At 41.8% G+C, this 21,807-nt stretch carries 21 protein-coding genes and 2 other annotated features; all 21 genes read right to left on the bottom strand.

The window, feature by feature from the left end; genetic code table 11:
- Nucleotides 1-78: 78 nt before the first annotated feature.
- On the bottom strand, nt 79-3,678 hold the full coding sequence (gene rpoC / locus NST24_RS00695) for a DNA-directed RNA polymerase subunit beta' (RefSeq protein WP_007496298.1): 3,600 nt from the start codon (nt 3,676-3,678) through the stop codon (nt 79-81).
- Between the two features lie 61 nt (nt 3,679-3,739).
- A complete protein-coding gene (gene rpoB, locus NST24_RS00690) occupies nt 3,740-7,321 on the bottom strand; it encodes a DNA-directed RNA polymerase subunit beta (protein WP_024425866.1) in 3,582 nt (1,193 codons plus the stop codon).
- Nucleotides 7,322-7,576: 255 nt separating this feature from the next.
- Nucleotides 7,577-8,182, bottom strand: coding sequence for a class I SAM-dependent methyltransferase (locus NST24_RS00685; protein ID WP_007496296.1), 606 nt, complete (start codon nt 8,180-8,182; stop codon nt 7,577-7,579).
- 96 nt (nt 8,183-8,278) lie between these two features.
- Nucleotides 8,279-8,644, bottom strand: coding sequence for a 50S ribosomal protein L7/L12 (gene rplL, locus NST24_RS00680; protein WP_008345418.1), 366 nt, complete (start codon nt 8,642-8,644; stop codon nt 8,279-8,281).
- Between the two features lie 42 nt (nt 8,645-8,686).
- A complete protein-coding gene (gene rplJ, locus NST24_RS00675; protein WP_003217048.1) occupies nt 8,687-9,187 on the bottom strand; it encodes a 50S ribosomal protein L10 in 501 nt (166 codons plus the stop codon).
- A 69-nt stretch (nt 9,188-9,256) separates the two neighbouring features.
- Nucleotides 9,257-9,397: a sequence feature (ribosomal protein L10 leader region), on the bottom strand.
- A 46-nt stretch (nt 9,398-9,443) separates the two neighbouring features.
- The gene (gene rplA, locus NST24_RS00670; protein WP_017359164.1) at nt 9,444-10,142 is read right to left on the bottom strand and encodes a 50S ribosomal protein L1; all 699 of its coding nucleotides are present in this window, start codon (nt 10,140-10,142) and stop codon (nt 9,444-9,446) included.
- A gap of 98 nt (nt 10,143-10,240) precedes the next feature.
- On the bottom strand, nt 10,241-10,666 hold the full coding sequence (gene rplK / locus NST24_RS00665) for a 50S ribosomal protein L11 (RefSeq protein ID WP_003216956.1): 426 nt from the start codon (nt 10,664-10,666) through the stop codon (nt 10,241-10,243).
- A gap of 171 nt (nt 10,667-10,837) precedes the next feature.
- Nucleotides 10,838-11,371, bottom strand: a complete 534-nt coding sequence (gene nusG / locus NST24_RS00660) for a transcription termination/antitermination protein NusG (protein ID WP_003217197.1) — start codon at nt 11,369-11,371, stop codon at nt 10,838-10,840.
- Between the two features lie 171 nt (nt 11,372-11,542).
- Nucleotides 11,543-11,719, bottom strand: a complete 177-nt coding sequence (gene secE, locus NST24_RS00655; protein WP_008345422.1) for a preprotein translocase subunit SecE — start codon at nt 11,717-11,719, stop codon at nt 11,543-11,545.
- A gap of 34 nt (nt 11,720-11,753) precedes the next feature.
- Nucleotides 11,754-11,903 (bottom strand): 50S ribosomal protein L33, encoded by a 150-nt coding sequence (gene rpmG, locus NST24_RS00650; RefSeq protein ID WP_008356502.1) that lies wholly within the window; start codon nt 11,901-11,903, stop codon nt 11,754-11,756.
- Between the two features lie 76 nt (nt 11,904-11,979).
- The gene (sigH, locus tag NST24_RS00645) at nt 11,980-12,636 is read right to left on the bottom strand and encodes an RNA polymerase sporulation sigma factor SigH (RefSeq protein ID WP_008345424.1); all 657 of its coding nucleotides are present in this window, start codon (nt 12,634-12,636) and stop codon (nt 11,980-11,982) included.
- Nucleotides 12,637-12,699: 63 nt separating this feature from the next.
- Nucleotides 12,700-13,212, bottom strand: a complete 513-nt coding sequence (rae1, locus tag NST24_RS00640) for a ribosome-dependent mRNA decay endonuclease Rae1/YacP (protein WP_007496285.1) — start codon at nt 13,210-13,212, stop codon at nt 12,700-12,702.
- A gap of 2 nt (nt 13,213-13,214) precedes the next feature.
- On the bottom strand, nt 13,215-13,964 hold the full coding sequence (gene rlmB / locus NST24_RS00635; protein ID WP_017359163.1) for a 23S rRNA (guanosine(2251)-2'-O)-methyltransferase RlmB: 750 nt from the start codon (nt 13,962-13,964) through the stop codon (nt 13,215-13,217).
- The gene (locus tag NST24_RS00630) at nt 13,948-14,379 is read right to left on the bottom strand and encodes a Mini-ribonuclease 3 (protein ID WP_008345428.1); all 432 of its coding nucleotides are present in this window, start codon (nt 14,377-14,379) and stop codon (nt 13,948-13,950) included. Before NST24_RS00630 ends, rlmB begins: the two co-directional genes overlap by 17 nt.
- A gap of 3 nt (nt 14,380-14,382) precedes the next feature.
- The gene (gene cysS / locus NST24_RS00625; RefSeq protein WP_008345429.1) at nt 14,383-15,783 is read right to left on the bottom strand and encodes a cysteine--tRNA ligase; all 1,401 of its coding nucleotides are present in this window, start codon (nt 15,781-15,783) and stop codon (nt 14,383-14,385) included.
- Nucleotides 15,780-16,433, bottom strand: coding sequence for a serine O-acetyltransferase (gene cysE / locus NST24_RS00620; protein ID WP_017366453.1), 654 nt, complete (start codon nt 16,431-16,433; stop codon nt 15,780-15,782). Before cysE ends, cysS begins: the two co-directional genes overlap by 4 nt.
- 81 nt (nt 16,434-16,514) lie before the next feature.
- Nucleotides 16,515-16,744: a binding site (T-box leader), on the bottom strand.
- Nucleotides 16,745-18,196: a glutamate--tRNA ligase gene (gene gltX / locus NST24_RS00615; protein ID WP_039169429.1), complete on the bottom strand. Its 1,452-nt coding sequence runs from the start codon at nt 18,194-18,196 to the stop codon at nt 16,745-16,747.
- 94 nt (nt 18,197-18,290) lie between these two features.
- Entirely contained in the window at nt 18,291-18,767 is a 477-nt protein-coding gene (gene ispF, locus NST24_RS00610) for a 2-C-methyl-D-erythritol 2,4-cyclodiphosphate synthase (RefSeq protein WP_003216928.1), read from the bottom strand.
- A gap of 3 nt (nt 18,768-18,770) precedes the next feature.
- Nucleotides 18,771-19,460, bottom strand: a complete 690-nt coding sequence (gene ispD, locus NST24_RS00605) for a 2-C-methyl-D-erythritol 4-phosphate cytidylyltransferase (RefSeq protein ID WP_342462171.1) — start codon at nt 19,458-19,460, stop codon at nt 18,771-18,773.
- Between the two features lie 13 nt (nt 19,461-19,473).
- The gene (locus NST24_RS00600) at nt 19,474-20,574 is read right to left on the bottom strand and encodes a PIN/TRAM domain-containing protein (protein WP_047946821.1); all 1,101 of its coding nucleotides are present in this window, start codon (nt 20,572-20,574) and stop codon (nt 19,474-19,476) included.
- Nucleotides 20,575-20,727: 153 nt separating this feature from the next.
- Nucleotides 20,728-21,807, bottom strand: coding sequence for a DNA integrity scanning diadenylate cyclase DisA (gene disA, locus NST24_RS00595; protein WP_007496267.1), 1,080 nt, complete (start codon nt 21,805-21,807; stop codon nt 20,728-20,730).

Genomic DNA, 21,807 nt, shown 5'->3' with positions numbered 1-21,807 from the left:
TGTCAATATCGTTTGACAGATAATCTTGACATCCTTCACCATTTTTTGATGATTTTTATAGAAATCTTAAGAGAAAGATTACTCTACAGGAACCATATCGTCAGACGGCTGCACTTGTGAAACCGGCTTAACTTTACGGTAGTTTGGCATTCCAGTTCCAGCAGGAACAAGTTTACCGATGATGACATTCTCTTTCAAGCCAAGCAGTTCATCACGTTTTCCTTTGATCGCCGCATCTGTTAGGACACGAGTCGTTTCTTGGAAGGATGCTGCAGACAAGAATGAGTCTGTTTCAAGCGATGCTTTTGTAATACCAAGAAGAACTGGACGGCCTGTTGCAGGGCGTTTGCCTTCGAATAGTACTTTTTTGTTCGCTTCTGTGAATTGGTGTACATCAAGAAGTGTGCCTGGTAATACATCTGTATCCCCTGCATCAGCGACACGCACTTTACGAAGCATTTGGCGAACCATTACTTCTACGTGCTTATCTCCGATTTCTACCCCTTGCATACGGTATACTTTTTGTACTTCATGAAGCAGATATTCTTGAACAGCTGTCATATCAGTCACTTTAAGAAGTTCTTTCGGATCGATTGAACCTTCTGTCAGTACTTGACCACGAGTGACTTTGTCACCTTCAACAACTTTCAGACGTGCATTGTAAGGAGCTGTGTAAGAGCGAGTTTCAACTTCGCCTTGAACCACAATTTCCTGTTGCTTGTCACGAACATCGTTAATTTCAGCAACGACACCATCAATTTCAGAAATGGTTGCCTGCCCTTTCGGATTACGCGCTTCAAATAACTCTTGGATACGAGGTAAACCTTGAGTGATATCGTCTCCTGCTACCCCACCGGTGTGGAACGTACGCATTGTAAGCTGTGTTCCTGGCTCACCGATCGATTGTGCAGCGATGATTCCAACTGCTTCACCGACTTCAACGTCAGTACCAGTTGCAAGGTTACGGCCGTAGCATCGTTTACATACACCATGAGGCGTGTTACATGTAAATGCAGAACGGATCCATACTTCCTCGATTCCTGCTTCAACTACTTCAAGTGCTTTATCTTCATCAATTAGTTCGTTTTCGCCAACAATGACTTCGCCCGTTTCAGGATGAACAATTGGTTTTCTTGCAAAACGTCCGATAAGACGTTCTTCAAGTTTCTCAATAATTTCATTTCCTTCTTTAATGGACTTCGCCAAGATTCCACGGTCTGTACCGCAATCTGTTTCACGGATGATAACATCCTGCGCAACGTCAACGAGACGACGCGTGAGGTAACCAGAGTCAGCTGTTTTAAGAGCTGTATCGGCAAGACCTTTACGCGCTCCGTGAGTAGAAATAAAGTATTCCAATACGGTTAAACCTTCACGGAAACTAGATTTGATCGGAAGTTCAATGATACGTCCAGCCGGGTTGGCCATCAGACCACGCATACCAGCCAGCTGAGTGAAGTTAGATGCGTTACCACGCGCTCCAGAGTCACTCATCATGTAGATAGGGTTGACTTCATCAAGGGACTTCATCAGTTTACCTTGGATGACATCTTTAGAAGAACTCCAGATCGAAATGACTCTCTCGTAACGCTCTTCTTCAGTAATCAAACCACGTCTGAATTGCTTCATGACGTTATCTACTTTTGCTTGCGCTTCTTCGAGGATCTTCTGTTTATCATCTAATACGACGATATCAGACACCCCAACCGTAATACCCGCTTTAGTAGAGTATTTGAAACCAAGATTTTTCATGCGGTCAAGCATTTTAGATGTCTCAGTGATATGGAATCTCTTAAAGATTTCCGCAATGATTTTACCTAAAATACCTTTTTTGAACGGCGCATTGATTTCTTGTTTCTCGATCGCAGCTTTGACATCTTCTCCTTTTTCAAGGAAGAAGCGGTCAGGCGTTTTTTCTTCAATATTGCTCTTTGTCGGCTCATTCATGTAAGGGAATGATTCCGGTAAGATTTCGTTAAAGATTAGTTTTCCAACTGTTGTAATCAACAATTTAGAACGCTGTTCATCAGTGAATGTCACATTCTTCAACGAGTTAGCTGCAACAGCTACACGTGTATGAAGATGCACATACCCATTTTGATAAGCTAGAAGGGCTTCGTTCGTATCTTTGAAGACCATACCTTCTCCGATAGCACCTTTACGCTCAAGTGTAAGGTAGTAGTTACCTAGCACCATATCCTGAGATGGCGTAACAACAGGTTTTCCATCTTTCGGGTTCAAAATGTTTTGAGCAGCAAGCATTAAGATACGAGCTTCAGCTTGAGCTTCAGCAGATAATGGTACGTGAACCGCCATTTGGTCACCATCAAAGTCAGCGTTGTAGGCAGTACATACAAGTGGATGCAGACGAATTGCGCGTCCTTCCACAAGTGTAGGTTCAAACGCTTGAATACCAAGTCTGTGAAGAGTTGGTGCACGGTTTAGTAAGACTGGATGCTCACGAATCACTGATTCTAAAACATCCCAAACTTCCGGCTGCACGCGCTCAATCTTACGTTTCGCGCTCTTAATGTTGTGAGCTAATCCTTTTTCAACAAGCTCCTTCATCACGAATGGTTTGAATAGTTCAAGAGCCATTTCTTTCGGAAGTCCACACTGATACATTTTCAAATGTGGTCCAACGACGATAACGGAACGTCCAGAATAGTCAACACGTTTACCAAGCAAGTTTTGACGGAAACGCCCTTGTTTCCCTTTCAGCATGTGAGAAAGAGATTTCAATGGTCTATTTCCTGGTCCTGTTACTGGTCGGCCTCTACGTCCATTATCAATCAAAGCATCGACAGCTTCTTGAAGCATACGCTTCTCGTTCTGAACGATGATGCTTGGCGCGCCAAGATCTAATAAACGTTTCAGACGATTGTTACGGTTGATGACACGACGATAAAGGTCGTTCAAGTCAGAAGTAGCAAAACGTCCGCCATCAAGCTGAACCATCGGACGTAATTCTGGTGGAATAACCGGAAGTACATCAAGGATCATCCAAGACGGTTTGTTTCCTGAGTTACGGAAAGCTTCCAACACTTCAAGGCGTTTGATCGCACGTGTACGACGCTGTCCTTGAGCTGTTTTTAGCTCTTCTTTGAGTGTATCTACTTCTTTCACAAGATCGATATCTTGAAGAAGTTTGTTAATTGCTTCTGCACCCATAGCTGCTTGGAAGGTGTTACCGTATTTATCTAAATAAGCACGGAATTCTTTCTCAGAAAGAAGTTGTTTCTTCTCAAGCGGTGTGTTGCCCGGATCAGTCACGACGTAAGAAGCGAAGTAAATCACTTCTTCTAACGCACGTGGTGACATATCTAGAACAAGACCCATACGGCTTGGGATACCTTTGAAATACCAAATGTGGGAAACTGGGGCAGCCAGTTCGATATGCCCCATTCTCTCACGACGGACTTTTGCCCGTGTTACTTCTACACCACAACGGTCACATACAACACCCTTATAACGAACGCGTTTATACTTTCCACAATGACATTCCCAGTCTTTTTGCGGTCCGAAGATACGTTCACAAAAGAGACCATCTTTTTCCGGTTTCAGTGTACGATAGTTAATCGTTTCAGGCTTTTTCACTTCACCAAAAGACCAAGAACGGATTTTATCAGGTGATGCGAGACCGATGTTCATATACTCAAAATTGTTCACATCTAGCAAGGGGCCTACCTCCCTTTTAATCTTCGGGTTATACCCTAGTCACTTGCTCTAATCGTTTCTGCTATTCTTTTGTGACTGCGTCACGTTCAAGATCGACAGGTGCGAGGTCTGCAGCATCTTCGTCATTAGATAACGCTAATCCGTCTGCTTTCTTCGTTTCCTCATCGTCTTCTAAATCTCTCATTTCTATCTCTTCTTCATCGCCAGATAGGATTTTCACATCCATACCTAAACTTTGAAGTTCTTTAATTAATACTTTGAATGATTCAGGGACACCTGGTTCAGGTACGTTATCCCCTTTGACGATCGCTTCGTATGTTTTCACACGACCCACAACGTCATCCGATTTTACAGTTAAGATTTCTTGAAGTGTATATGCTGCACCGTAAGCTTCAAGTGCCCATACTTCCATCTCTCCGAAACGCTGTCCACCAAACTGTGCTTTACCGCCCAGTGGCTGCTGCGTAACAAGTGAGTATGGTCCAGTTGAACGAGCGTGAAGTTTATCGTCAACCATGTGAGCCAGTTTGATCATGTACATGATTCCGACTGATACACGGTTATCGAATGGTTCACCAGTTCGACCGTCATAAAGGACTGTTTTCGCATCACGGGACATACCTGCTTCTTCAAGCGTTTCCCAAACATCTTCCTCACGCGCACCATCAAATACTGGTGACGCAATGTGGATGCCTAGGTAACGTGCAGCCATACCCATATGAAGCTCAAGTACCTGACCGATATTCATACGAGATGGTACCCCTAGAGGGTTTAACATGATATCAATCGGTGTTCCATCTGGAAGATACGGCATATCTTCTTCTGGAAGAATCTTAGAGATAACACCTTTGTTACCATGTCGTCCGGCCATTTTGTCACCTTCAGAAATTTTACGCTTCTGAACGATGTATACACGGACTAGCTGGTTAACACCTGGTGGTAATTCATCTCCATCTTCACGGTTAAAGACTTTGACATCATGGATGATTCCGCCGCCGCCGTGTGGTACACGTAGAGACGTATCACGTACTTCACGAGCCTTTTCACCGAAGATTGCATGTAATAGACGTTCTTCAGCTGTTAGTTCTGTTACACCTTTAGGCGTTACTTTCCCGACAAGAAGGTCTCCGTCTTTTACTTCTGCACCAATACGGATGATTCCACGCTCGTCAAGGTTGCGTAAAGCATCTTCCCCAACGTTTGGAATATCACGCGTAATTTCTTCTGGTCCAAGCTTTGTATCACGAGCTTCTGATTCATATTCTTCAATATGAATAGAAGTGTAGACGTCATCTTTTACAAGGCGCTCACTCATAATGATCGCATCCTCATAGTTGTAACCGTCCCAAGTCATGAAGCCGACCATGACGTTACGTCCTAGAGCCAATTCACCTTTTTCCATAGAAGGACCGTCTGCAAGGATTTCCCCTTTGACGACTTCATCTCCAACACTTACAATTGGGCGCTGGTTGTAGCAAGTCCCTTGGTTAGAGCGGACAAATTTCAGCAAGCTGTATTTGTCTAGGTTTCCTTTGACTTGTTGTCCGTCAACGTCTTCATAACGGCGAACCCAAATATTCTTCGCTTCAACACGTTCTACAACACCTGGGTAACGGCAGATCACAGCAGCACCAGAGTCTTTACCTGATACATACTCCATACCTGTACCAACAATCGGTGATTCCGGCTGCATCAAAGGCACAGCCTGACGTTGCATGTTCGCTCCCATTAGAGCACGGTTAGAGTCATCGTTTTCTAAGAATGGGATACATGCTGTCGCTGCAGAAACAACCTGCTTCGGCGAAACGTCCATGTAGTCAACGCGGTTTCGAGGAACAACGGTGTTTTCCCCTCTAAAACGAGCGATAATGTTATCATCGATAAACGAACCATCATCAGCTAGCTGAGCGTTCGCTTGTGCTACAACGTAGTTATCCTCTTCATCAGCGGTTAAGTAATCGATTCTCGGCGTCACTTTACCTGTTTCAGGATCAACCCGACGGTAAGGTGTTTCGATAAATCCGAAGCGGTTCACTTTCGCAAATGAAGATAGAGAGTTGATCAAACCAATGTTTGGACCCTCTGGTGTTTCAATCGGACACATACGACCATAGTGAGAATAGTGAACGTCACGAACTTCCATTCCTGCACGCTCACGTGTCAAACCACCCGGTCCAAGCGCTGATAGACGACGTTTGTGTGTCAATTCAGCAAGCGGGTTTGTTTGATCCATGAACTGAGAAAGCTGAGAGCTACCAAAGAATTCTTTGATAGAAGCGATCACAGGACGGATGTTGATCAGCTGCTGAGGTGTGATCGTGTTCGTGTCTTGAATCGACATTCTTTCACGAACAACACGCTCCATTCTGCTTAAACCAATACGGAATTGGTTTTGCAGAAGTTCACCTACAGAACGCAGACGACGGTTACCAAGGTGATCGATATCATCTGTGTCACCTACTCCATGAAGCAGGTTAAAGAAGTAACTGATTGAAGCAATGATGTCAGAAGGCGTGATGTTCTTCACAGCTTCCTCTACATATGCATTACCAATCACGTTGATCACTTGCTCGCCTTCTTGATCAGTTGGTGCATAAATCTTGATAGATTGAAGTTCTACTTCATCCTCTACTACGCCACCATTTGGATAAAGCTTTCTAAATCCGATGCCGTTTTCTAAGTATGGAAGAACTTTATCAAGCACTCTTCTATCTAAAATTTGACCTTTTTCTGCTAGGATTTCACCTGTTTCAGGATCAACTAGCGTTTCAGCCAATTTTTGATTGAATAGTCTATTTTTAATATGAAGCTTCTTATTAATCTTGTAGCGTCCAACATTTGCTAGGTCATATCTCTTCGGATCAAAGAAGCGAGAGTCTAGCAAGCTTTTCGCATTTTCAACAGTTGGTGGCTCTCCGGGACGAAGACGCTCGTAGATTTCGAGAAGTGCTTTATCGGCATTCTCTGTATTGTCTTTTTCCAACGTATTGCGTAGGTATTCATTCTCGCCAATGAGGTCAAGAATCTCTTGATCAGAGCTGAAGCCGAGAGCACGCAAAAGAACCGTAACCGGCAACTTACGTGTGCGATCGATGCGTACATAGACTACATCCTTCGCATCAGTTTCGTATTCTAACCATGCGCCACGGTTTGGAATGACAGTCGCAGTAAAACCTTTTTTACCGTTTTTGTCTACTTTACCACTGAAATATACACTTGGAGAACGTACTAACTGAGAAACGATTACACGTTCCGCACCATTAATGATAAAAGTACCTGTGTCTGTCATGATTGGGAAATCACCCATAAACACATCTTGGTCTTTTACTTCTCCAGTTTCTTTGTTAATTAAACGAACTTTTACTCTTAGTGGAGCAGAGTAAGTTACATCACGTTCTTTTGATTCTGCTACAGGATACTTAGGATCCCCTAGGCTGTAATCAATGAATTCAAGAGAAAGGTTACCAGTAAAATCCTCAATTGGGGATATATCTTGAAACATCTCTCTAAGACCCTCATCAAGAAACCACTGATAAGAAGAGGTTTGAATTTCAATGAGATTTGGTAATTCTAACACTTCGCTTATGCGTGCGTAGCTTCTGCGCTGGCGGTGTCGTCCATACTGAACTAGTTGACCTGTCAACTGATTCACCCCTCAAATCATGCGTATTATATGTGTAAAAAGTATTTCTGTCTTTCAAATGTCAGTAAAGAAATACTTTTACAAGACAAAAGAAAAAAGGGTTTCTAAAATAAGAAAACCACATCCAAAAACAAATACCGATTTTATTAGTTTTCCCAAGTATGCATAATTTATACAAAATAGTTGTTTTTTAAGCCTATCAAGCAAAATATACACATTGGCATTTTATAATGTTAACACAGCTAGGAAACTGCGTCAAACTTTTTTAGCTTTGATAATATAGTAGCCCTTTTTTTTCATAACGACCGTCACTTCTCCAAAAAGCTGCTCTAATTTCTCAATCGCAGATGGTCCACCTTGTTTTTTCTGAATAACCACCCACAACTCACCTTCCGGCAATAAATGATCAGCACTTTTTTCAAAGATCGCATGTACTACTTTCTTCCCTGCCCGTATTGGGGGATTGGTCAGTATAGAGGCAAAAGCAGCTGATGAATGAACATTCGAGAACAAATCACTTTGATAGATGCGGACATTATCAATGCGATTATGCTTAGCGTTTTCCTTTGAAAGTTCGACTGCTCTTTCGTTCACATCAATCATATGAATGGTGCGGCCTGTCATTTCGTTTGCTAACGATAAGCCGATCGGTCCATAACCGCAACCGACATCTAAGACGTCGCCATCCAAGTCAGGTTCTTCAAAAGCTTCAATTAAAAGCCTCGAACCATAGTCGACTTCTTTCTTAGAAAACACTCCACTGTCACTTGTAAAAGTAAAGCTACGGTTTCTCAAGGTGAAGTCCCATGTCTGTTTATTGCTTTTCACTGATGGCTTTTCCGTATAATAGTGGTCACTCATGGTGAATGGACCTCCTCTGGATTCAATCGTTTCAGGAGATAAGAAAAGAAAAAGCCCGCCAGTAAAAGCGAGCTTTCCCAAAAGATTAGGCGAAGATTACTTAACTTCTACAGAAGCGCCAACTTCTTCAAGCTTAGCTTTAAGTTCTTCAGCTTCTTCTTTAGCAATACCTTCTTTAAGTGGTTTTGGAGTGTTGTCAACAAGTTCTTTAGCTTCTTTCAAGCCAAGACCAGTGATTTCACGAACCACTTTGATAACTTTGATTTTTTGGTCTCCAGCACCAGCAAGTACTAGATCAAAATCAGTTTTTTCTTCAGCAGCAGCACCGCCACCAGCAGCTACAGCTACAGGAGCAGCAGCAGTTACGCCAAATTCTTCTTCGATTGCTTTTACTAAGTCGTTTAACTCAAGTACAGTTGCTTCTTTAACTGAAGCAATGATTTCTTCGATATTTAAAGCCATTTGTAATTCCTCCATTTTAAGTTTTTTTACGTCAAGTACGCATTAAGCGCCTTGTTCTTCTTTTTGATCTGCAACTGCTTTAGTAGCAAGAGCAAGGTTACGAACTGGAGCTTGAAGAACGCTAAGCAACATAGAAAGTAAGCCTTCGCGAGACGGAAGTTCCGCAAGAGCCTTCACTTCTTCTACAGTCGCTACGTTTCCTTCGATAACACCAGCTTTGATTTCTAAAGCTTCGTGGCTTTTCGCAAATTCGTTGATGATTTTCGCAGGTGCGATAACATCTTCGTTACTGAATGCGATAGCGTTTGGACCTGTTAAGAAATCGTTTAAACCCGTTAGTTCAACTTGTTCAACTGCACGGCGAGTCAAAGTATTTTTGTAAACTTTGAATTCTACGCCAGCATCACGAAGCTGTTTACGAAGTTCAGTCACTTCAGAAACTGAAAGACCGCGGTAATCTACGATTACAGTAGACATACTGTCTTTAAATTTAGAAGTAATTTCATCAACGACAACTTTTTTAGTATCGATTGCATTGCTCATGGTTACACCTCCTGTACATTCTTTGTGTAACACTTATACCGATCAGGCCATCACGTTCCTAACGAACGGTTCTCCATATAAAAAGCCTCCATTAAGACATGGAGGCTGTATATACAAGCATACGTTAACGTAAGACTGTGACATATACACCTCGGCGGGTTAATTAAGCCATAAGGCCCCTGCTGTCTACGGTATAAATGATTATTCTATTTTACAACATTTTGATATTATCAAAACGATTGTGATAAGTCAAGAATTATTTTGCAGAGAAAGAAGATGGATCCACTTTCACGCCAGGGCCCATAGTAGATGTAACAGAAACGTTTTTCACGTATACACCTTTAGCCGCTGCAGGTTTTGCTTTAAGGATTGTGTCATAGATTGTTGCAAAGTTCTCAACAAGCTTTTCGTCCTCGAAAGAAACCTTTCCGATTGGCGCGTGGATGTTACCAGCTTTATCAACGCGGTATTCTACTTTACCAGCTTTGATTTCATTGATTGCTTTTTCTACTTCGAAAGTTACAGTTCCTGTTTTAGGGTTTGGCATAAGACCTTTTGGTCCAAGTACACGACCGATCTTACCAACTTCACCCATCATGTCAGGTGTCGCAACGATTACATCGAATTCGAACCAGCCTTGTTGGATTTTAGTGATGTAATCAGAATCTCCAACGTAGTCTGCTCCAGCAGCTTCTGCTTCTTTTGCTTTTTCGCCTTTAGCGAACACAAGAACGCGTTGAGTTTTACCAGTTCCGTTAGGAAGTACAACTGCACCGCGGATTTGTTGATCGTTTTTACGAGGGTCTACGCCCAAACGAAAAGCAACTTCTACAGTCGCATCAAATTTCGCTGTATTTGCTTTTTTTGTAAGAGAAACAGCTTCAGCAACATCATACGCTTTTGTACGATCGATCAGCTTAGCAGCTTCTACATACTTTTTACCTTTTTTAGCCATTATAAAATCCTCCTTATGTGGTTTTAGCGGAATAACCTCCCACGAATAAGGGTTGCGAACTTGTCAAAACCAAACTCGCAACCCAACAAGACAAAAAATTAATCTTCGATGACAATACCCATACTGCGTGCAGTACCTTCAACCATGCGCATAGCTGATTCAACGCTAGCAGCGTTTAAGTCAGGCATTTTTGTTTCCGCGATTTCGCGTACTTTATCACGCTTAACAGTTGCCACTTTATTACGGTTAGGTTCACCAGAACCAGACTCAATACCAGCTGCTTTTTTAAGTAATACTGCAGCAGGTGGAGTTTTAGTAATAAATGTAAATGAACGGTCTTCAAAAACCGAAATTTCAACAGGAATGATAAGACCAGCTTGGTCAGCTGTACGAGCGTTAAACTCCTTACAGAATCCCATGATATTAACACCGGCTTGACCTAGTGCAGGTCCAACTGGTGGAGCTGGGTTAGCTTTTCCAGCAGGAATTTGCAATTTAACAACTTTTACTACTTTTTTAGCCACGAGACACACCTCCTTAAAGTCCGTGATGTGGTAATAGGGGAATCCCCCTCCCACTCAACAACTTCATTCTTTATATGAATGACGAAATAACTAGCTAGCGATCTTGAGCGAACTCAAGACGTACCTTTGCTATATTACCACTTCTATACACTCATTTCAAGCTCTTTTAAATTACAATTTATCGATCTGAGTGAACTCAAGTTCCACAGGAGTTTCTCTACCAAACATATTAACGAATACTTTGACTTTGCTTTTATCATAATCAATCTCTTCGATAGAGCCTGTGAAGTTAGCAAATGGTCCATCGATGACCTTGACTGTTTCTTTTAGTTCAAAGTCGATTTCTGTCTTGCGCTCTTCAAGTCCCATTCTCTTCAGAATGGTTTCCGCTTCGCCAGGTAATAACGCTGTCGGCTTAGAGCCTGATCCAGCTGATCCAACGAATCCTGTCACACCTGGTGTATTACGAACGACATACCAAGAATCGTCAGTCATGACGATTTCTACTAGCACATATCCAGGGAATACTTTCTTTTTCACTACTTTTTTCTTACCGTTTTTAATGTCCGTTTCTTCTTCTTCTGGTACAACAACGCGGAAAATTTTATCCTGCATGCCCATTGATTCAACACGCTTTTCCAAGTTCGCTTTCACTTTGTTCTCATAGCCAGAGTACGTATGCACAACATACCAATTCTTTTCCATTTTCGTTCAGGACTATTTAGTCCTTCCCTCCCCACATTTCGTAATGTCTATTTGACGAATCTCGAGTACCGGTAAATATTTTCAAGCAATTGAAAAAACCCGTAAAACGGGTTTTTTGGCAAGTCATATTATGATCTATTATAGCACGTTCAGCAGACCATTATTCAAGTATTAATGAATTAATTCGATTAATTGTGAGATTCCTATATCAAGAAAAGAGAAAAAGATGGCAAAAAATACGACTGTTAAAATAACAGTGATCGTGTAGCGGACCATTTCGTTTTTCTTTGGCCAGCTGACCTTTTTCATTTCTTTCCCGACACTTTTTAAGAAACTGATAATACGCATGTAAAAGACCTCCACAGATTAAAGAACGCAAATCCTACTTCGTTTCTAAATGTGTTTTATGTGAATTACAAGTCTTGCAATATTTCTTAACTTCTAATCTTTCAGCTGCTGAAGCAACACTTTTCATTGTCGTATAATTGCGGCTTCCGCAGTCTTTACAGGCTAGAGTAATCTTTTTCCTCATATTTACACCTATTTTCTCGACATCATTTCCTTAGTACCTTATCACAGTGTCGAAAAAGCTGTCAATATAGGTTTGATTAGAGACTGATCTCGCGCAGCTCTAAATATTTCTCTAATTTTCTCTTTACTCTTTGGAGTGCGTTATCAATTGATTTCACATGACGGTTTAAATCTTCAGAAATCTCCTGATAGGACCTGCCATCAAGATAAAGCACAAGTACCTTTCTTTCCAGCTCGCTTAGTAATTCACCCATTTTCATTTCAATATCATCAAATTCTTCTTTGCTAATGATTAAATCTTCTGGGTTAAGCGCTTTAGCACCGGAAATGACGTCCAATAATGTTCTGTCCGATTCTTCATCGTATATCGGCTTGTCTAATGATACATAGGAATTTAACGGGATATGTTTTTGGCGAGTAGCTGTTTTAATTGCGGTGATAATTTGGCGGGTAATACATAATTCTGCAAAAGCCTTAAATGAAGTAAGCTTGTCCTCTCTGAAATCGCGGATAGACTTATAAAGTCCGATCATCCCCTCTTGGACAATGTCCTCTCGATCCGCTCCAATCAAGAAATAAGATCTTGCTTTCGCACGTACAAAATTGCGGTATTTCGTTATTAAATAATCTAGCGCATCACTATCTCCGACATGAACCCTTTCAATGACTTGTTCATCTTCCAACTGGCAAAATTGCTCTCTGATGGACTTACCCTTGCTGTTGTTTAGATTCACTTCGATCCCCCCGACCGCACCTAGATAGAAATATTATACAATAATGGTTGAAATATCGTCAAGCTATTCCAAGTTTCCCCGCCGCCATTTTTCAAACGTTTTCAATACATCTTCTGACAATTCAATTTTGGATGCTGGTTTATCAGAAGTAATCTTTTTGACACGTGTTTCAATCTTTCGTTCAATCACTTCTATCTCTCTTAAGAGCTCTCGTGCTGACTTACGAAGTGCACCCTGTCCAAAAATCGCCCATTGTTCTGTATAATCAGAGGTCGCCACATGAATTTGCGTCCGAATGTTATTCAAGTCCTGTGCCAGTTTTTCAATCCGCTCATCAGCCGTTTCATTTTCTCTTGTAAAGATGACCTCTACTCGGTGGTTTGTCCGCTTCTTTTCGATTCCTTTGACCATATGGGCATCGAATACGACAATGACTCGATACCCTGTATATGCTTGATATTCTGCTAAATGTTGAATCAGCACGTCTCTGGCTTCTTCAAAGCTGTTTTCTTTTAAGTGCTGCAAACGAGGCCATGCACCTATCATGTTGTATCCATCGACTAAGAGGATGTCCATCTCTATTCTCCTAACGGATAACGTTTTCGATACACTTCATACATCAATAGACTAGCGGCAACTGATGCATTTAATGAAGTGACCTTCCCGGCCATTGGCAATTTAATCAAGAAATCACATTTTTCCTTAATCAATCGGCCAATTCCTTTCCCTTCACTGCCGATGACAAGAGCGAGAGGCATCGTGCCATCAAATTGTCTGTAGTCCTGCTTCGCAGATGCATCTGTTCCTGCGACCCAAATTCCTCTTTCTTTCATTTCATCAAGAGCTCTGGAAAGATTGGTTACTTTTGCGACCGGGATATGTTCAATGGCTCCAGTAGATGCTTTCGCAACAGTTGTCGTCAAGCCTACCGCTCGTCGTTTTGGAATGACGATTCCATGTGCACCAACAGCATCGGCCGTACGCATGATCGACCCTAAATTGTGCGGATCTTCAATTTCATCTAAGATGATGAAAAATGGTTGTTCATTCCGCTTTTCAGCAATTTGATACAAATCGTCCAATTCTGCATATTCATATGCTGCTACTTGTGCAACGATTCCCTGGTGCTGACCTGTTACCATCTGATCAAGCTTTTTCCTCGGAACATACTGAATGGTGATATTTTGCTTTTTCGCGAGTTCAATGACCTGCTGGGCTTGTCCTTTTACAGTGTTTTCTGCCATCCAGAGCTTGTATAACTCCCGATCTGACTTCAGTGTTTCAATCACTGCATTTTTCCCAATCACATAATCATGTTGCTGACTCATTTGTCTTCCTCCCTGACGTTCCGATTTCAATCGCCTGACTAATCAACTCTTCTAAGCGTTCGTCCTGCTTCTCAATAAATAAATAACCCATGAGCGCTTCAAACGCTGTACTATAACGATACGTTTGAACGTCTGTGTTTTTAGGCACTGTGCCTGATTTTGCATTTCTTCCTCTTTTCAGCACCGCTTCTTCTGCTTCTGTGAAAAAGCCCTTCTGCTGAAGCTCAAATAAAATAGCGGCCTGAGATTTAGCTGAAACGATCTTACTTGCACGTTTATGAAGCTCATTTGGTTTGGTCGCCCCCGTTTGGAGGAGGTGATGCCTCACGTATACTTCAAAAATGGCATCACCCATATAAGCAAGTGCAAGTCCGTTCAACTGTTTTCCGTCTTTCAGCTTTTCAAAATTCAACATGACCTATTCTCCTCTTTTCCAGCGCGTACCTTGAGGAGTGTCCTCCAATACAATATTCATGCTCTTTAACTGGTCACGAATTTGATCAGACAATGCGAAGTCACGATTCCTTCTAGCTTCATTCCGCTTCTCAATTAATGCTTCTACCTCTTCGTCAAGCGTGTGCTTTTCTTCTAGTGAGAAGCCGAGGACGGATGTGATTTCTTGGAACAAGCCAATAAATGCCTTGATCACTTCCTCAGAAGTATGATCATTTTCCATATAGTAATTCGCTTGTTTCGCTAGTTCAAATAAAACAGAGATGGCATTTGCCGTATTGAAGTCATCATTCATTTCAGAAATAAATGTCGCTCGCTGCTCTTCAATCTTTGTCAACCATTCAGTGTTATCCTCTGTTAAATTGGTACTGCTCTCAAGGCGATGATGTAGATTTGAATAAGATGTTTTGAGTCTGTTAAATGCACTCTTTGTACTTTCCAATAAGTCAATGGAGTAATTGATTGGATGACGATAGTGAACCGACAGCATAAAGAAACGAAGCACATCTGGATCTTGTTCTTTAATAATGTCATGTACAAGCACAAAGTTCCCAAGTGATTTTGACATTTTTTCATTCTCAATATTAATATACCCGTTATGCATCCAATACTTCGCAAAAGGTTTTCCTGTCAAAGCCTCAGATTGAGCGATCTCATTCTCGTGATGAGGGAACGTTAAATCCTGTCCGCCAGCATGAATGTCAATCGTATCGCCTAAATACTTTTTGACCATCGCAGAACACTCGATGTGCCAGCCTGGACGCCCTTCGCCCCACGGGCTATCCCAAGAAATCTCCTGATCCTTTGCGGCCTTCCATAATGCAAAGTCGAGTGCATCCCTTTTCTTTTCACCTACACGAATACGGGCACCTGTCTTTAGTTCATCAATCGATTGGTGAGACAGTTTTCCGTAGCCTTCAAATGAGCGTGTGCTGTAATACACGTCACCATCTGCTTCATAGGCGTAGCCTTTTTCAATCAATGTGGCGATAAACGCAATGATATCATCCATATTTTCTGTCACTCGCGGGTGAAGGTCTGCTTTTTTGCAGCCTAATGCACTGACGTCCTCAAAGTATGCTTGGATAAATCGATCAGCAATCGTTGGGACATCTTCGCCTAATTCATTTGCTGCTTTGATGAGTTTATCATCCACATCAGTAAAGTTGGATACGAAATTCACATCATAGCCGCTATATTCTAAATACTTACGTACCGTGTCATATACAATGGCCGGTCTTGCATTCCCGATATGAATGTAGTTATACACGGTTGGTCCGCATACATACATTTTCACCTTTCCTGGTTCAAGTGGGACAAACTCTTCTTTTTTACGTGTCAATGTATTATAAATATTGATTGTCATGATTGTTCTTCCTTTCTGCTCAATGAAGCCAGCTCACGTTTTAGCTTTTCCATTTCTCGCTCCAATTCTTTGAAACGATCAGAAACTGGATCTGGCAAATCTTGATGATTGAGATCACGATTGATTTTCTTTCCATTTTGAACGACCACTCGCCCAGGTATACCTACAACAGTGGAGTGGTCTGGTACGTCTTTTAACACAACAGACCCCGCACCAATCTTGGACCCTTTTCCTACGGTAATGGAACCGAGCACCTTAGCACCAGTCGCAATCAGGGCATCGTCCAAAATAGTTGGATGCCGCTTTCCCTTTTCTTTCCCTGTTCCCCCTAATGTCACGCCTTGGAAAACAGTGACGTTATCGCCAATTTCACATGTTTCCCCAATCACGACGCCCATGCCGTGATCAATAAAGAACCGCCGGCCGATGGTTGCTGCTGGGTGAATCTCAACCCCTGTGAAAAACCGGCTGACCTGAGAAATGATCCGCGCAAGAAAATACAGCTTACGCTTGTAAAATGCATGCGCAACACGATGAGCCCAAATCGCATGAAGCCCTGAATAGGTTAGCACTACTTCAAGATAGCTTCTAGCAGCAGGATCTTGATCAAACACAGTATCAATATCTTCTTTCAGCATTTTGAAAAACACATGCTCCCCCCGTTCTTCCCCATCAATCTCTCTTAGGACTTGCTCTCTTTTTTGGACAAATAAAAAACGCCTCTGCCATATGACAGAGACGTTTTGAAAACGCGGTTCCACTCTGTTTAGAAAGCCCTCATTTCGCAGCCTTCTCAACTTCATCCCATAACGGAGGGTACCGCCCTTGCATACTAACATACGTGTTCCTCAAGGGTCTTGAGGGTGCATTTCCAACGTCTGCCCATAAGTCTCTTTCAGCCGGTGAAGACTCTTTCTGTGATGGACGATAACATTGTACTTCTCCCTCGCAACGATTTTCCTTATATTTGTTTAATGCGGTTTAATACCGTCTCTTTACCTAGCAGTTCAATACTTTGCGGAAGTTCTGGGCCATGCGTTTGTCCAGTGACAGCCACACGAATTGGCATGAATAGTTTCTTACCTTTATGCCCTGTTTCTTTTTGTACCGCTTTAATGGCAGCTTTGATTTCATCTGGTGTGAAAGACTCAAGACGTTCAAGCTGACCTGCAAACGAAGCCATCACTTCTGGTACTTGCTCTTCTGCAAGAACTTCCTTTGCCTCTTGATTATACTCAATTTGTTCCTTAAAGAACAACTCTGTTAACTCAACAATTTCTGCTCCGTAGCTCAATTGCTCGTGGTATAGAGAAATGAGTTTGCGCACCCACGTGTTTTCTTCTTCTGTCAGCTGCTCGCTTACCTTGCCTGCCTTTTGAAGATGTGGAAGTGTAAGTGCCACAACTTGATCAAGATCAAGTGCTTTCACGTATTGGTTATTCACCCATTTTAGTTTATGCATATCAAATAGAGCTGGTGACTTAGAAAGTCGATTGACATCGAAAATATCGATAAACTGCTCTTTTGTAAATAGTTCCTCTTCACCAACTGGAGACCATCCAAGCAGTGCAATGAAGTTAAACAAAGCTTCTGGTAAATAGCCCAAGTTCTTATACTGTTCGATGAACTGGATAATTGATTCATCACGCTTGCTTAATTTCTTGCGGTTCTCGTTTACAATCAGCGTCATATGTCCGAACAGCGGAACATCCCAGCCAAATGCATTGAAGACCATAATTTGTTTAGGTGTATTCGAGATATGATCCTCACCGCGAAGAATGTGAGTCATTTTCATCAAATGATCATCCACCGCTACAGCGAAGTTATACGTTGGCGTACCATCTTTCTTCACAATAACAAAGTCACCGATGCCGTCTGTTTCAAATGAAATCTCGCCTTTGACCATATCGTCAAATTTGATGATTTCTCCTTTAGGCACTCGGAAGCGGATGCTTGGCTCTCTTCCTTCAGCAATCAGCTTGTCCTCTTCTTCTTTTGATAAATGACTGCATTTACCAGAATATCGAGGCATTTCACTGCGGGCAATTTGTGCTTCACGCTCTTCTTCTAGTTCTTCAGCCGTACAATAGCACTTATACGCCAAGTCTTTCGCTAGTAGCTCGTCATAATATTTTTTGTAAATATCATTACGCTCTGATTGTCTGTAAGGACCGTAGCCGCCATCTTTATCAATGCTCTCGTCCCAATCAATCCCGAGCCATTGCAGGTGGCGAAGCTGGCTTTCTTCTCCGCCTTCTACATTACGCTTTTGATCCGTATCCTCGATTCGAATAATAAATTTGCCGCCTTGACTGCGTGCGAACAAATAGTTGAAAAGAGCCGTTCTAGCATTCCCAATATGTAAATGACCAGTTGGACTCGGTGCATAACGAACACGCACTTCATTTCCCATGAGTTTAACTTCCTTTCATCTGCATCATGTTGTCTGACACCAATTTTTTATAAACGTATTTTATCATCAAAACCCATTCTCATCAAAACGGATTTTACTTTTTCTGAAGAAGTACGGTTGCTTGAGAGGCAATTCCTTCGCCTCTTCCTGTAAATCCAAGTTTCTCTGTCGTTGTTGCTTTGACATTCACCTGTGTGACATCTGCCTCAAGAGCTTCTGCGATTTTCTCACACATTGGCTGAATGTATGGTGCCATCTTTGGTTTTTGCGCCATGATCGTGCAATCGATATTCACCAGTGTATAGCCTTTTTCTTTTACAAGTGCCCACACGTGCTGAAGTAATTTAAAAGAGTCTGCATCTTTAAACTCAGGATCCGTGTCTGGGAAATGTCTGCCGATATCTCCTTCTGCAATCGCACCTAGGCAGGCATCCGCCACAGTATGAAGCAGTACATCCGCATCTGAATGCCCAAGTAGACCCTTTTCATAAGGGATCGTCACACCGCCAATAATAAGAGGTCTTCCCTCTGTTAATTGATGCACATCAAAACCTTGTCCTATTCTTAACATGTTCTAGTACCCTCTTTCCGCATCCATAATTGCCTTGGCAACCAATAAATCATCCGGTGTTGTCAGTTTAATATTGGTATAGTCTCCTTGGACAATATACACACTCTCACCGTGTAATTGTTCCACAAGACTGGCGTCATCTGTTCCAAGAAAGCCTGTCCGCTCCGCATGTTCATGCGCTTCTTTTAAAATAGAATGACGAAAAGCTTGTGGGGTCTGGACTGCCCACAAGCTCTGACGTTCAATGGTTTGTTCCACTTTGCCTTCTTGAACGCGTTTGATTGTGTCTTTCACTGGTACCGCTACGACTGCGGAGCCTTTTTCAATCGCTGCTTTAACGAGCAAGTCAATCTGTGTATGCTTAATAAAAGGCCTTGCGCCATCATGAACAAGCACGATGCCCGCATCTTGCACAGCCTTCAATCCTTCGTATACACTTTGCTGCCGTTCTTCACCGCCAGTGACAAGTGAAACAGGCGTTTGAAAAGCGTGTACCTTCAGTAGCCTTTCAAAGTCACGACGCTCTTCTTCATTGATCGCTAAGATCATGCGTCTGCATTGTGAATGAGCGTCAAACACCTTCAGTGTGTGGATGATGACCGGCATTCTTTTCAATTCAATAAAAAGTTTATTGCGGCCGGCCTTCATTCGCTTCCCCTGCCCCGCAGCCGGAATAACTACTTCATAATACATGTTCGTTCTCCCTTTAGAGCGCCTTCTCCAGAAGTTTTGGCTTCGCAAAAATCATTCTTCCAGCAGCAGTTTGCAGCACACTCGTGACGAGCACATCAATGTCTTTTCCAATATAATTGCGTCCTTCTTCGACCACAATCATCGTACCGTCATCTAAGTAAGCAACACCTTGGTTATGCTCTTTCCCATCTTTGATGACCTGTACCTTCATTTCTTCCCCAGGCAGCACAACCGGTTTGACTGCATTGGCTAGATCATTGATGTTTAACACTGCTACTTTTTGAAGTTCGCATACTTTATTTAAATTAAAATCATTTGTCACAACAACACCTGAAGTTAACTTAGCGAGTTTCACAAGCTTGCTGTCAACCTCTTGAATATCTTCAAAGTCACCTTCGTAAATTTCAACTTTAATATCCAGTTCTTTTTGGATACGATTTAAAATATCAAGACCTCTTCGGCCTCTATTTCTCTTTAATACATCAGAAGAGTCTGCAATATGCTGTAATTCCTCGAGTACAAATTGAGGAATGACCATCACACCTTCTAGGAATCCAGTTTGACAAATATCTGCGATTCTTCCATCAATGATAACACTTGTGTCTAAAATTTTCAGCTTTTTATCTTCTATTTCAGGTTCATCATCAGCTGCTCCTTTTTTCTTTGTGACCTTTGCAGATCGGGAGAACAGCCCCATCATTTCATCCTTCTTCTTAAACCCTACCTGAAATCCAAGGTATCCTAAAAAGAAAGCCAGGAAAATCGGAATAATGGTACCAAAAATATGATATGGGATATTGTTTAGCGGGATCACGTTTACAATAAGATATGCTAGAATAAGTCCAAATACTAAACCGAAACTTCCAGATATAAGATCAGGAAGAGGCGCCTTCAATAGAGAATCCTCGATCCATTTCACCCAATTAACCACATAGCCTGTGCACCATTTACCAATGATAAAGAACACAGCGGCTCCTATTAGTGCTGAAGAGTAAGCATTTGTTATGAAAGGTATGTCCTTCAAATTTAACAGCAGAAATAACTCTGGAATGATAAAAATCCCTACAACTGCACCGAAAATGATAAAAAACGCCTGAACGATTCTTTTTAACATACCTTCACCTCCTTTATTTTTCATCTGTCAATCCACCTTCATCTGACATTGATATATGCTTAAGTTTCCTATCATCATGAACAGAAAACAAAACCATCATTAATATACCCATATTCATCCATTTTTAACCGTATTTAAGAAAAATTTCTCTTTTTATAGCTGACGGTCGATATAATGTTTTTCTTGCAGTCTTTTTAATCCTTTTTTTATCTTTTTCGCTCTTACTTCTCCAATTCCTTCTACTTCATCCAAATCTTGTACATCTGCTTCCATAATTCGATCTAGCACACCAAATGCTTCGACCACGTTTTCAACGATTGGCATAGGCAGTCTAGGGATTTTATGAAGTAATCTGTATCCTCTAGTGTACACATATTCGTCAATATTTGTAGATGCTGGATAGCCAAGTAACTTGTACAAAATGGAGTCATCTAAAAGTTCAAAGCTCGACATATCTTGTAGCTGTTTCAGCAGCACATATGGATCTTTGATCTTTTCTTTCACGTAATCTTTAATAAATAAAGCCGCTTCCTGCTCCATATCTGTAATCAGCTCATTGACTTGCAGACGGATCAAGTGTCCTTCTGTCCCAAGCTCTTTGATATACATATTGATTTCATTTTTGATTCTAAGTACCATTTCATAACGATGCAGCACGGATAATACATCACCAAAGGTCACAAGCTCTTCAAATTCTAAGGCGCTTAACGCAGAAATGGCGTGATCTAAAATGGTTTTATATTTCTCAAGTGTTTGTATCGCTTGGTTGGCCTTCGTCAAAATAAAACCAATATCTTTCAGCGTATATCGTCGATTCCCTTGGTATAAGGTAATGACGTTCCGACGTTCAGAAATGGCAATGATTAAGCAACCTGTCTGCTTTGCTACACGTTCAGCCGTTCGGTGTCTCATGCCTGTTTCTGATGAATGAATGGTTGCATCCGGCATGAGCTGTGTATTCGCATACAAGATTTTTTGACCAGAGTCACTTAAAATAATCGCCCCATCCATTTTCGCCAATTCATATAAATGTGCTGGGGAGAAAGCAGAATTAATATGAAATCCTCCATCTACCACACTTTTCACTTTATCGTTATAACCAACAACAATGAGCCCTCCAGTATTGGCTCTTAGGACGTTTTCAATCCCTGCCCGCAGGGGTGTCCCCGGTGCCACAAACTGGACAATATCTAAGAGATCGACTTCTCTCGCTCCTTTTTTCTCTTTTTCCAT

Source organism: Bacillus sp. FSL R5-0286 (assembly GCF_038593245.1).
In the GTDB taxonomy this organism is placed as follows: domain Bacteria; phylum Bacillota; class Bacilli; order Bacillales; family Bacillaceae; genus Bacillus; species Bacillus altitudinis.
This window is presented reverse-complemented; position numbering and strand designations above follow the sequence as displayed.